This window comes from Dysgonomonas sp. Shenzhen-Wh21 (assembly GCF_043392705.1).
Classification (GTDB): Bacteria; Bacteroidota; Bacteroidia; order Bacteroidales; family Dysgonomonadaceae; genus Dysgonomonas.
In genome coordinates this window covers 1-13,524 of record NZ_JAIXHZ010000037.1, presented here as the reverse complement: position 1 = coordinate 13,524, position 13,524 = coordinate 1, and the positions used below count along the sequence as shown (strand labels likewise).

11 protein-coding genes are annotated in these 13,524 nt (G+C 35.8%); 3 read left to right on the top strand and 8 right to left on the bottom strand.

All coding sequences use genetic code 11. The annotated features are described in order from the left end of the window. From LDB17_RS02020 to LDB17_RS02010, 3 genes are all read left to right on the top strand, one after another. A partial coding sequence (locus LDB17_RS02020; protein ID WP_393924857.1) for a transporter associated domain-containing protein occupies positions 1 to 194 on the top strand: 194 nt, incomplete at its 5' end. A gap of 13 nt (positions 195 to 207) precedes the next feature. Then, positions 208 to 1,338, top strand: coding sequence for a tRNA guanosine(34) transglycosylase Tgt (gene tgt, locus LDB17_RS02015; protein WP_252637463.1), 1,131 nt, complete (start codon positions 208 to 210; stop codon positions 1,336 to 1,338). Positions 1,339 to 1,351: 13 nt separating this feature from the next. After that, positions 1,352 to 2,449: an LptF/LptG family permease gene (locus LDB17_RS02010; protein ID WP_393924856.1), complete on the top strand. Its 1,098-nt coding sequence runs from the start codon at positions 1,352 to 1,354 to the stop codon at positions 2,447 to 2,449. A 686-nt stretch (positions 2,450 to 3,135) separates the two neighbouring features. On the opposite strand, the gene LDB17_RS02005 is transcribed toward LDB17_RS02010, so the two are convergent. The 8 genes from LDB17_RS02005 to LDB17_RS01970 all read right to left on the bottom strand — a co-directional run bounded on the left by LDB17_RS02005 (position 3,136) and on the right by LDB17_RS01970 (position 13,137). Further along, complete coding sequence (locus LDB17_RS02005) at positions 3,136 to 5,901, bottom strand: Ig-like domain-containing protein (RefSeq protein ID WP_252637460.1); 2,766 nt, start codon at positions 5,899 to 5,901, stop codon at positions 3,136 to 3,138. A 116-nt stretch (positions 5,902 to 6,017) separates the two neighbouring features. Next, positions 6,018 to 6,956, bottom strand: coding sequence for a fimbrial protein (locus LDB17_RS02000; RefSeq protein ID WP_252637459.1), 939 nt, complete (start codon positions 6,954 to 6,956; stop codon positions 6,018 to 6,020). Positions 6,957 to 6,968: 12 nt separating this feature from the next. Continuing rightward, positions 6,969 to 8,267, bottom strand: a complete 1,299-nt coding sequence (locus LDB17_RS01995; RefSeq protein ID WP_252637458.1) for a fimbrial protein — start codon at positions 8,265 to 8,267, stop codon at positions 6,969 to 6,971. Positions 8,268 to 8,304: 37 nt separating this feature from the next. After that, a complete protein-coding gene (locus LDB17_RS01990; protein WP_291106062.1) occupies positions 8,305 to 9,276 on the bottom strand; it encodes a FimB/Mfa2 family fimbrial subunit in 972 nt (323 codons plus the stop codon). A 98-nt stretch (positions 9,277 to 9,374) separates the two neighbouring features. Continuing rightward, positions 9,375 to 9,983, bottom strand: coding sequence for an Mfa1 family fimbria major subunit (locus LDB17_RS01985; RefSeq protein ID WP_252637527.1), 609 nt, complete (start codon positions 9,981 to 9,983; stop codon positions 9,375 to 9,377). Positions 9,984 to 10,021: 38 nt separating this feature from the next. Beyond that, positions 10,022 to 11,014: an Mfa1 family fimbria major subunit gene (locus LDB17_RS01980; RefSeq protein ID WP_252637456.1), complete on the bottom strand. Its 993-nt coding sequence runs from the start codon at positions 11,012 to 11,014 to the stop codon at positions 10,022 to 10,024. A gap of 65 nt (positions 11,015 to 11,079) precedes the next feature. Beyond that, positions 11,080 to 12,543 (bottom strand): DUF3868 domain-containing protein, encoded by a 1,464-nt coding sequence (locus LDB17_RS01975; protein ID WP_252637455.1) that lies wholly within the window; start codon positions 12,541 to 12,543, stop codon positions 11,080 to 11,082. Positions 12,544 to 12,549: 6 nt separating this feature from the next. Next, on the bottom strand, positions 12,550 to 13,137 hold the full coding sequence (locus LDB17_RS01970) for a DUF3575 domain-containing protein (protein ID WP_252637454.1): 588 nt from the start codon (positions 13,135 to 13,137) through the stop codon (positions 12,550 to 12,552). Positions 13,138 to 13,524 lie beyond the last annotated feature (387 nt).

The following is a 13,524-nucleotide window of genomic DNA, read 5'->3' as shown; positions in this document are numbered from 1 at the left end:
ATGATACCTTGGCCGGCTATTTAATAGATAAGTTTGGTCGTATTCCTAATACTCACGACAAGCTTGAAGCCGAGGACTATCAGTTTACTGTAGTAAAGAAAAATAAGGCTTCGATAGTTTTAGTGCAACTCAAAGATCTGGCTCAAGATGAAGAATCTGAAGATACAGAACAAGCCAGAACATCTCAGATTTGAATAAAAAAATAGAATGGATTTTGAACTTCAATACACCGATGATCAGTCTAGTGCTCGCGCAGGGTTGATAACGACAGATCATGGACAAATAGAGACTCCTATATTCATGCCCGTGGGGACGCAAGGTGCTGTAAAGGCCGTCCATATGACTGAACTCGAAAATGATATACAGGCACAAATAATATTAGGAAATACATACCATCTGTATTTACGTCCGGGGTTAGACATTTTACAACAAGCAGGAGGTTTACATAAATTTAATAGTTGGAATAAGCCTATTTTGACCGATAGTGGGGGATTTCAGGTTTTTTCTTTGGCTCATAATAGAAAGCTTACTGAAGAAGGTGCTATTTTTCGCTCTCATATCGATGGCTCTAAACATGTATTTACTCCTGAATACGTAATGGATATAGAGCGTACTATCGGAGCTGATATAATGATGGCATTCGATGAATGTACACCTGGCGATGCAGATTATACTTATGCAAAAAAATCGCTAGACCTCACAGAACGATGGCTTGATAGATGCATAAAACGTTTTAATGAAACCGAATGTGAGTACGGTTATAAACAAGCATTATTTCCTATTGTACAGGGATGTGTATATCCTGATTTACGCAGACGAGCTGCAGAGAATGTAGCATCTAAAGGTGCGGACGGGAATGCTATTGGAGGGTTAGCTGTTGGAGAGCCTACAGAGAAGATGTACGAAATGATAGAGGTTGTAAATGAGATTTTACCAAAGGATAAACCTCGTTATCTGATGGGTGTAGGTACACCGGCCAATATTCTCGAAGCGATAGAACGTGGAGTAGATATGTTTGACTGTATAATGCCCACACGTAATGGACGTAACGGACAATTATTTACTCACAATGGGATTATGAATATGCGGAATCAGAAATGGGCTAAAGATTTTTCTGCAATAGAAGAAAATGGAGCTTCATTTGTTGATACTTTGTACACAAAAGCATATCTTCGTCACTTATTTATAACGAATGAAATTCTAGCATTACAGATCGCTTCTATACATAATCTGGCTTTTTATTTATGGCTTGTCAAAGAAGCCCGTCAGCATATAATAACAGGTGATTTTTTGAGCTGGAAAAGAATGATGATTGAGAATGTTTCAAGACGTTTGTGATTAACTGAATAGAATGAAAATACTATCAATACTTGATAAGTACATAATAAAGAAATTTTTGGGAACATACATATTCTCAATTATTCTTATTATTTCTATATCCGTAGTGTTTGATATAAACGAACGACTTGATAAGTTTTTAAGTAATAATGCTCCCTTAAAAGCGATCATATTCGACTACTACATGAATTTTGTACCGTATTACACTAATCTCTTCAGTGCATTATGTGTGTTTATTGCGGTAATATTTTTTACGTCCAAACTTGCTGATAATTCTGAGGTTATAGCAATGTTATCAAATGGGATGAGTTTCAAGCGATTGATGAAACCCTATATGATTTCAGCGGGTATTATCGCAGTAGGATCATTCATTTTAAGTAGTTTCATAATTCCACCAGCCAACGAAACGCGTATAAAATTTCAGAACAAATATATAAAAGATAAAAGTGTCGATTATGCAAGTCGTATACAAATGCAGGTAGATAAAGGAGTTATTCTTTATATCGAACGTTTTGATAATAAAACACGACTAGGATATAATCTTTCTTTAGATAAATTTGAAGGCAAGGAACTAAAATCGAGACTGGTTGCAAGCAGAATAGAATATGATACAGCATATCACTGGGTTCTTAATAATTATTCTATACGCGAATTTCATGGTATGAAAGAGAAAATCACAACCGGGACTCGAATAGATACCACATTGAATGTTATACCGAGTGATTTTCTTGTGTCGGTAAATGATTTTGAGCAAATGTCAACACCCAAGCTGTATTCGTATATACAACGACAGAAGGAAAAGGGATTGGCAAATGTCGGGGGGGTAAGTATTACTCAATTCGAGATAGAATTCCATAAGCGATTTGCATCAGTATTTTCAGCATTTATACTCACCATAATAGGCGCATCCTTATCTGCTCGGAAAATGAAGGGCGGAATGGGGCTTAATATTGGAATCGGATTAGGGTTGAGTGTGACTTATATCATGTTTCAGACGGTAAGCTCCTCTTTTGCTGTTTCAGGTACAATGCCCCCAATGCTAGCTGTATGGATACCGAATATTGTATTTATGTTTATAGCTGCATACTTGTATTCTAAGGCACCTAATTAATATCTATTCTTTCTTCTTTGTAGACTATACAAATACTGATTTTTCCAAGTTTCTTTTGTTTAGCTTCTCTATCATTTGTAATAAATGATTGGAGCTTATTGTATATTACAAAATATTCGATGAATTACCTTGTAAGTAGACGTCAAATATTGCTAGTACTAAATCTCTAATTATTTATAATAAAAATAGAACCTACGAATCTCACGACTCACAGGTTCCCAAAAACTTTTACAAAACTACACTACTATCTTGGTTGATAGTATATTTTAAGAATGTCTCTTTCTATATTTTCCGTTTTAATTAGAATTATTGCTCTGGCTTTTATTTCATAAATATCCTGCTAGTCTTTTTTACTGTCTGTTTATTATCTGCTACTTTAACTATATAAACGCTGTTTTGAATAAAGTAACCGTCTGTGAAGCTTTCAGAGCTATACTTCTTAACGTTTTTACTAAATATTTTTTTACCGTTCAGATCATATACAATAGCCAGACAATCTACTTCAGACATATTGGTTACTACGATAACATTGTTATTTACTGTAATATTGATTAATGCTGAACCTTCATCATCGTCAGTTAGTACAGAGCTGCTGGAAACAATATCGAAGCGATTTTTATCTAAACTACTTTTTCCATTAATCGCATATTCTCCATTATTAACAATAGGATAGATGTGTCCTGTTGTTAAATCTCGAAGGTATGATTTGTCTTATCACTTTTTGGTAATACAGTAATTGTTACTGTTGCTCTGTCGCATGTTGCAGGGTCACCATCATCACATACTTCATATACAAAAGTATCTACACCTTTAAATCCTGATTCTGGAGTATAGATGTATGTTCCGTCTGATGATATTGTAACTGTACCATGTGAAGGAGGAGTTGTTGGGGTTGTATTTATAATTAGGTTATCTCCGTCAGGGTCAAAATCATTCGTTAAAAGATTTCCCGATACAGGCTTGTCTTGCTCGGTAACCCCTGTGTCATCATTTGCTACAACATTGTTATTAATGGATGGGTCTCGTTCTGGAATAACATTGATTGTAATTGTTGCTGTTGCACAAGCTTTAAGTGGTGCAGGAACATCATCACATACAGTATAAGTAAAAGAATCGGTTCCGATAAAATCATTAGCAGGAGTATATGTATAAGTGCCATTTGCATTTATTACAATCGTTCCGCCGTTGTCTGTTGTGAAAGAACCTGTAGAAGTAACAGTTTGAATATGTCCTTCCAAATCGAAGTCATTGGTCAATACATTTCCGCTGATTGATTTATTTTCTTGAGTTACGTTGATATCATTAACAGCATTAGTTGTATTCGTCGGATTTACCATAACTGTTGAAATGTTATTGCTTAGATCCGGATCTGACTCTATTGTCTCTGGATATCCTTCTGCTGTATTATTATATAACCCTGCTTTTAGTACCCTTGCTTTTATCGTTAATGTCCTTTCGTTTTTGCTTAAATCAAGTGCATCATATGGTATATCATATACATCCCACATTCCAATAATTGGATCATACACCGTTTGCTTTTCAGTCCATACTTCAGGATCATTACTTCCGATAGGTGAAGGCGTAACTGTTGAACCCATAGATGCTGTATGGCTTATATATTCATATCCCGGAGGTAGTGGGTCGCTTACCATTATATTCTGAGAATACATCATACCTTTGTTGGCTACTTTGATCGTGAAAGTAACCTCACTTCCTATGGCCGGCGTAGAGTTGCTGACTGTTTTGATAACTTCTATATCAGACTTATCCCAGTTGAATGTAAAATTCAACTCCATCGTTTCCATCCATGACCCTGCATAGACATTAAATGTATTTTCATTCCCAATACCATTATTTCCATTAGCCCACCAGATATTAGCAGGGCTATCAGCCCCCGTAGTATTTATAGCCGGAGATTGTACATTATTATTGGCAAAAGTGCCGGATTGATTAGCTGGAACTGTAAACCAATTGGTATTTCTATTACCGGGACCTCCTGTGTAAACCTTACTATGATCCCAATACAGTTTAACCGTGGCCTTATTCATATCTACCGGCCTGATGTTTTTCATTGTTATCCCAAGACTTTGTTCCATATCGTAGACAGGGAAATGGACCGGGAAGAAATTCGCTGATGTGAATAGCTTAATAACAGTCCCTGCCGGAACAATGTTGCCATTATCATCTTTCCCATCCCAATACACATCATAGGTTCCTGCATCATTGAAGTATCTGAAAAGGCGAACATCACCAGCAGAGTAACTTCCTGAGCCATCAATGTCTACTAGGATATCCAGAATTCCGGGAGTATCCACATATACGATAAAATATGCTTCTCCACCTGTCGCATCTGCTTTTCTTCCAAATCTTACGTCTGTACTTGCAACCGGACCTCGTGAAGTTTTCCAAATAGATTCATCCGGTTCTGCAACAAATAAAGGATACTGGTAGCGATTGGATGTTCCTTTAATAGATTTGCGGTTTTCTTCAATATTGGGGTCTCCATTCGCTAATTTCTCGTTTAGTGGTCCGGAGTCATTAGCAAAAAATACAACATAACCCGCATTAGACTTGCCAAAATTGACATATTTAATATAATAATCGTCTGTTTGTGCAGAATATGTGTTATCTACAGGGACATAGAATCCAAAATCGTCGTGGAAAGAAGTCGTATTTGTTTGACCGGCTGTACTAGGAAGGCCACTATAAATACTCCAATACCTACAGTATACACGGCCTGGACGCTTGGTCGTTCCGAAGGCGACCGTAACATCCCAATCGGTAATTTCCCAACCATTGTTACCCGGACTAGCCATTTCTACCCAAAAAGCTCTATCCTGACCGGTATTGTTTGTAAACTGACCACCCGCGTTCGTATTGGTAGCACTTGCGGTTCCCGTGGTAGGATAGCCTCCCGACGTTAAAGCAGAGGGTCCGGCAAAAGCTTGAGCCTGTGTCAGACTTGTATTAGTACTTGTTCTTCCTTGTAAATTACTATTAGCTGTGGTAACTGCCGTTTGTCCTGAACCTGAAAGTCCTGAAGGGAAAAATGTATTATATCCTGTCGATGAGTTATCATAATACCAAGTAAAATTGCTGCTGGTCGAACTCCTAAAGCTAAAGTAAACAGTTTCACCCGCTTTTACATAAACATAGAAGCGGTGATTCGTATCATAATTCGTGGTTGCACTAGGCCTCATCATGCTTCCGCGAGTATCGTAGCCTGTATTTCCTGCAGTATTTCCGGGAACATACAACGAACTTAGACGACTTACTGTTGCAGAGCCTTTCCAGTTACCAGAACCTTCAGCATGAATATATGATACAGATATTGTAAAAAACAATAATAGAAATAATAAATAAAGGTTTGATCTTTTATGATGAGTAAAAAAGTATCTTTCAACTTTCAAACTTTGATTCGGATAAACCTGAGTATGGTATTTTTTATTCATAATTCAAATAATTAACAGATTTATTGGATCGTGTCCCTGATATTTTATATTCAGCTTTTAACCAATCTATCATTAATTTACTTTTGTGGCTATATTGCAAACCTTTGTATTAATTTTTAAATTTCCACATCATATACATACCAGTGATTACGCTCAATCTTCGATGGCAGTAATAATTTGTATGTTTCATCACCAAATTCAGGAGGAGGTAATGGACCCGTAGCCTGATATGGTAATTTTATCTCTATGGCACTACTTGCATTATCTCTTTCATTTATATAAGTGGTTAATGTCAAGTTTGTAACATTTCCTTGATCTAATGTATAGGATGAAACTGAGCCCGTTGCACTCCAAGCTGTCCAGTCGTTAGAACTTGCGAGATTATCTGTTTTTGTAGATGGTTTAAATACATACGTATTTTTATCGAAATCAATGTATTTGTAACTATATTGAGCTTTGCTGTCTACTACAGGAGTACTATAATGTTGCGCAGAAAGTTTTACATTCAGTTGAACTTTTGCTAGGGCCCTAACTAATGATACATTATTAAGTTGATAGTTCGTATTGAAATCATGAGTCTTATTTCCGGACATTAACAATGGGGTTGTAATGTTCGCAGACCATGGGTTATTTACTGTTTGCCAAATAGCCTGTAGGTCTTCTATCACTGATACTCCATCAAGGTTTGTTTTAATTGTAGAGCAATTTGCTATTATGTATACATTTCTATTACCAGCTTCAGCCTGTGTAAGATTCAATGAGACTTTCTTAGTGCTACTATTCCAAGAGCCTCCGGTAAATGTTACTCCTGAAATATAATATTTAATTAAGGTCTGAGAACCTGTAGTAGGGAAAAGAAAGACATATAAGTCATTTACAGTCTGCTCTTCTTCCGTTCCATCACTTTCGGCTTTCGTTATATTTTTAATGTAATTATTTACATTTAATGACAATTCTATATTGTTGTTATTGAAGCCGGGAACAGAGGGCTCTTCACTTGAACAAGCAACAAAGAAAAGGCTCAGAAAGAATGTTACATATATTATTTTTTTCATAGTCTTTATCTCTTATTTGCTAAAAGTTTTTACCAATGCATCGTTGTAATATACCTGAAGGTACGATCCGTCTCCTACGCTAGGAATAGTGCTTAGGGTATATCCTACAGATGCCGTAGGATCAAAATTATTAAACGATTTTTCGGTCGTATCATCCGAAAATTTGAACGGTGCGACTGTCTTCAGCACAATGTCATGCGGAGCACAAGCTTCTATCGTATTGCTTATTGTTATTTTTCCGTCCTCATCAATTCCTACATTGTAGCCATATCCCATATAAGTTGCGCTCTGCTTGATCTTCCATGGATCTATACTATAAATGATCTCTATTGTTTGTAATTTTTTTATACTAAAAAAATAATGATGGTTACGGTAAATGTTATAATCTGGTTTTTCTGTTTGATTTCCTGTGGCAAAAGACAAATAATCGCTCTCAGCTATGGTACCGTCATATGTTATGATCGGAATTTCGTATAACGTACCGTTTAATGTTTCAATAACAAAGTAATTGACAGGCTTATGAGAACTTGCCGACCAGCTAGGAGCTGACATCAGAGCCTCCGGTATGTAATATATAAACGAGTTATCCACCTTTTTTAAAGGTTTATCTTCGTAATAAATCGGTGCGACTGGTGTTAACGGAGACTGTAGACTAAATTGTCGGTAAGCATTTTTATAATATATACTTTTTACGCCCAAATTAGTTGTAGAACCGTCTATTTTTACCTCTAGTCTTGCTAGTACTCGAATAAGTTTTACTCTGTCTTCGCCATTAGGACGAAAGGGTAGGGGTGAGTAAATATTTCCGCCTTGAGTAATGGTCTGATTCTTGTATATTCGAGACATTGGGAACCCTTTTGTTTCAGTAGCATTTAGATATAAGTCTGTGTCTAAATCTCTAAAGGTATTCATATATGATTCCATAGCAGACCGTGTGGTTATGCTTTTTAAGGCTGCTATGGGCATATTAGCTACAAAATAAAAATCACGTTGCCCGGGCCCCGGATTCAGTTGTACAATAAAAGACTTGTCTTTTTCTGAAATAGGAATATTTTCATCAAAGTATTCACCCACCTTTGTACCGCTAGATGAATCGAAGACCAGCATAGCCAAGTCATGAACCCGGTCTTCATACTCTACATCATCTGCATTCAAAGTCTCTAATCCTTCTGCCTGGGCTTTAGTTACCGAGAGATAAACTACCGGCTCGGATTGCGGGTTCTTTTGATCATCATAAATTAGAGAATCACAACCTGCAAATGATAATGAAAATCCTAAAAGTGATATATATATTAAGTATAATCTTGTCATAATCATATAGATTATTAAAGCAAAGAATGCTTTATAATTATAAATCTGTGCTATAGCTATGTACAAGCCAGTTGTTTACATAGATTGCGCAACTGAAATTTGTCCCGCACTCTGCACAGTAATCTTTAAGTACAAATTTTATTGTAAAATCGTTTTCACAATTCAAATTAATTCCTCCATTAATAGTATTCATCAAAATACTACCTATAAGGTCTCCGTTAAATACTTGCTGGCCTGTTTTGGGATAATTGATAGTCAAATTATTATGATATCCGGTAACAAGCTCTAACATAGAGAAATTCCATGTTACACTATTATCTGTGTAAACAGTATTTTGTTGAGGATAATATATTACAGGTGAATTATATGGCATAGAACCATCTATATTTATAGTTCCATTAGCCGATGATACAGCCACAGCTAAATCTTGAGGCTTTAACTCTGTGATTGTTGAATCAAATTCGACAATCACTTTAACACGATTGGTTAACTCGCGCAAATTGATTTTAGTATGCTTATATAGTGATCCACTTTTTTCAGGATCGGGCAAAAATACCGTTGGGCTTTCACCTTGCCAAATGCGTTCAGTATTGCCTAAACTAGCGGCTCTACTTTCTGATGACTTAATAGCTAACATTACATCTTTTTTTGTTGTAATGCCTGAAGAGAAAGAGCTTCTTGTAAAGTTTTCGTTTACTCCTGTCCATGCAATAAATGAGAAGTTTCCGTTCGAAACAGGAACAAGCACTTCAAAATCGCGGTTAAGAGTTACATTCTGCTTGCTCACTGAAGTTACAAGTTTACCCTCTTCATCAAACGCAAACACTGTGAGTGATGATGCTTCACCTATGAACGTTGAATCTACAGCACAAGGTGTCATTGAAAAAAACTTCACGTATACACCTTGGGGACAGTCTTCTAAGTCGTCATAAATAAGAGAATCACACCCCCAAAAAATTGCGCTTAAAGTTAACGCGGTCATCAATATCTTAATTCGCAAATTCTTCATTTGTTGCATTTTGTATATAATTGATGTTTTAAAAGACTGGGGGAAAAAGGAATCCTTACTTCCCCCAGATATAATTAGAATTATAAATTTTCTATAAATCAGATTCCCAGATCAATACTGTAAGAATGAAGTTGCCAAGGTAATACTGTAACATCTACACTCATCCATGTTTCAGGAGTAGTCAACGGATCTGTTGGATCTACTGGATTTTCCGGTTCCTCTACACCAGGTACGTTTGGCCTAGGATCGGGATTCAATGGTTTTTTAGGACCATTCGGATTTGATGGATCTACCGGTTCTCCTTTTGGATTATTCGGATCTTCAGGGAACAATGGATTCCAGTTCGTTCCTAAATTTTTAAATCCTGTAATATGAATATGATATACATTATTTCTTACAACCGGAGAATTATACCATGTAGGAATATTATCAGGATTAACCCATGCATAATACAATACTTTACCTTTTACGTATCTTGCTACAGTTTGTCCGGTTACACCACCTTTGCTTGGTGTTACTGCATTCGCAGCGCTCACATAAAATTTACCATTCGCTCCTACGAAGAAGTCATCACCTGCTGTATAAGTTTCTCCGTCAGCAAAAGCCGCAGCAGAAGGAGTGAATTTAGCTCTGATAAGAACATATGCAGTGTTACCCTTCTTGTAACCGGATTCATTTCCGGCTCCATAGGCGTGAGTGTTTGGCAGGATAAATTTACCGGATAAGCTAGCTTCTAATTCATCAGTTATAGCTGATGATGGATTTGTTGCATAGTCAAGTCACTCATAGTAGCAACACTAGTTCCTCCAAACTGAGTTGTTGGATCATATTCTTCGAATAAACCTGAGTAATCATATTTCGAACTGGAACCTGTAATTTCGGTACCCCAATATTGAGCATCGGTAGTTGGTACCCATCCAAAATTAGGTGTTGCGAAATCAGCTTTACGTTGGAGATAAAGAGAGCTTTCTCCTTGAGCCAATACCCATTTGATTTCAGAAATTGTACCTAAGATAGTAGAACCGTTTCCTGCAGGAACATCATAAGTTAGTCCTTCAGTGGATACCATAACACGTCCAACAGTTCTTTCTACAACTAGACTAACACGGTTTTTAGAAGATGCAGCAGCAGTAGTTTCAGCAGCAGAGACATTATTAACGACATCAATTGTTTTAGGTTCAACACAAGTCATTAAGATTTTTTCGTCTGTTGTTCCATTTTTTATAGCTAATTTTTCGGCAGAAGTACTTACAGTTGTACTTGTACCCGAATTAGCTATATACAAAGCAGCTTGAGCATATGCATTCTCGAATTCAGCAACAGGTGTTTTAGCCAAAGCATTTTCAACCTCTGTTGTTCCATTTATTAATACATAAACCTTTTTAACTCCCGCAGTTGTTTTAATGGCAGCCGATTCTTGAGGAACTAGAGTCACCTGTCCACTTATTACTTCTTTTTTATAATCCGTTCCTACATTAAAAGATTGAGCAGTTACGGAAGCACCGTCAATAAGATAAATAGCAACTTTGGTAATGTCATCTCTTCCCGCCCATTCTCCAATCAAATGATAGTCGTCTGGTAAGCTTTTTCTTGTGTTCGAAGACATACTAAGAGTGATACTAACATTTGTAGTAGCCTCTTGTTCAGTAGGTGAATTTAAATTATTATCATCGCTACAGGCTGTAAAAGCAAGCCCTAGGACTAGTACAGCTATTAAGAATAGTTTTGTTTTTTTCATTCTTTTTAAATTATTACGTCATGTTTTACTTTCTGAAATTTTACAATTAAATATTTTGCTTATATTTATTTTATATTGATTGCTTTTTGTAGTGTTTCAAGATTTTTCTTTCCATCGACGCTGCCACTATCGGCTGCTTTCGCAAAATAATCTAAAGCTTTCTCTGTATTTCCTTTTAATATATAGGCTACACCAAGGTTATTCCAAGCTTTAGGATTACGTTCTATTTTATTTAGACGGTCAATTGCAGCATCTAAATTTTTACCTTCAATATCTGCAGCGGCAGAGTTCATTATAGCGATATCACTTTCAGGATACAATCTTACTGCAATATCAAACACTTCTCTAAATTCTTTGCTGCTAGTTGGATAGCTATGGGCTACCAGATACATTTCATTCAAACTAAGTAGTTTTGGGTTCGTTTTAATAATCTGTCTGGCTTCTTCAACATTAAATGGACGAACAACATAAGCAATAGCATATTCTGTACGGCGTAATGGAGGATAATATTCGTTCAATAATGTACGGTAGGTTTCTCCATTCGATAACCTCTTTAATTTTGCATCGCGAGCATCAGGGTTCGAGGTCTTGTCTATTATATCTAAAATAGCTTGTTTATTAGATAAATTAGATGTAGAAACAGCATTTTTCAACCCAGCCCAATCTTCACCAAAGCCCTCTACAGTAAATTTATTGCGGGTGATACCAAATTTTGTAACAAGATAGTCGGCAAAAGAATTAGCCCTGTTTTCTGATAGTACTTTGTTATGCTCAAATCCGCCTTCGGGAGAAGCGTATCCTGCGATACTAAATTCGGTTATCTGTAGATCATTATTGTTTTGTATTTCGCCAATAACTTTGTCTACTTGATCGAACTCACTCTGATTGTTTCCGAAATCACGAAGTAGCTCATAACGATCGACAATATAATTAAATGTTGCAGTATGTCGGTCTTTTCGAGCTTTTACCTCTACTTCAGGCACAATAAATGAGAGTTGATAAGATGCTAGATCTCTTTTTGGTAGTATGTTTTGCGCTATTAGCTGATCGTCTGATACGGTATAACAATTTGCACAACCAGAGGTTGTTCTCAACATAGATATGGAAGCATCGTCCATCCATGCTCTGTAAGGTACAGATACATTATAATCTACGGATTGAGCTGTGTTGTTATTTCTTTTTATTATAGCATTAGGCTCAGTACTAAAAGGAAGATCTTTTCCAAATGTGCTGTTACGATTCAATATTTTATTTCGTAAGCTCCCTGTTACAACGACAGGAGGGAGGCTTAGACTATCCAGTTTGTTTTGATTAGACTTAAGTATTGGAGTTAAAATAACCATGTCATTTCTATTTACATGTATTTCATCCAGAATGACATCCATTTTAATGGCAACTTTATTATCTTGTTTAATAAAGTGCTCTCCAGATACTTTAACTTGCTCGGATTGCGCTTGTGAGTGTACAGGTATTATAAATCCTGCTAACGATACAAACAAATATATTTTTAAGATTATTGTTCTTTTCATGAATCTTTATTTTAAGAAATAAATAAAAGATAGGCCTAGCTTGGTTACTCCCCAATAATTATAATTTCCTTCATCTAACTTTGTACCGCATTCTTCGCATGGATACTCATCATAATGAATACGAGCATAACCGGCTCCGATATTGAATTCAAAATTCCAACGGTTACTGATTACCCATTGATAACCATAACTTATACCGCCTCCGTATAGATAACCTTCATACCTTTTATCTTTAAGTACATCTAAACGTCCGATAGGAATATCCCAGCCTCCCACATTGAATTGAGAAGCATGTGCATGTATTCCTAAGAAATGTCCGTTAAATGATTCACAAAACCACCAACGGTATTCGGGTTGAACAAGCCAATGCTTAAAATTCTTATTATCGGAAAAAGAGAATACATTTAATCCTCCGCCAATTTCTAGCGTACTCTTTTTACTTAAACCAACTTCTAGCCCTAAGTTAGGCGTTGTGGTTGCCCAATAAGCTAGATTTGTTTTTATAGCTATTTCCTGACTTTTTACAACAGTAGAAAAGCTAAAAAAAATCAAAAAGGCTAAACAGGCACTTCTTAATTGTTGATAAATATTCATTTTCTTGAGATATATAATGACCAGTGTTTTGTTAATAAACTTGAAAGGCATTTCCTGTAATTTTATAAAAAATAAAACCAATTAACTCTATTTCTTTACTGTTATAGCAACATTTATCCCTACAGTTTGTCTCTAAACCGTGTTTAATATAAAATTTGCGCATATTTGTAATCTTTTATTCTATTATATGTAGCCAATATTCATTTGTATTTCATAAAATTTAGAAAATCTTTATTGAAAATTAAATAATTAAAAGGCTGTTTATGTTATTTTGCTTTGTACAAATATCTATTTATATAACTTTATTATATGTGCATTTTTGTAGAATATTGCAGTTTTTAGTTTCTAATTTCCATGTATTTTTATATTATTATAGTATAATGTGAT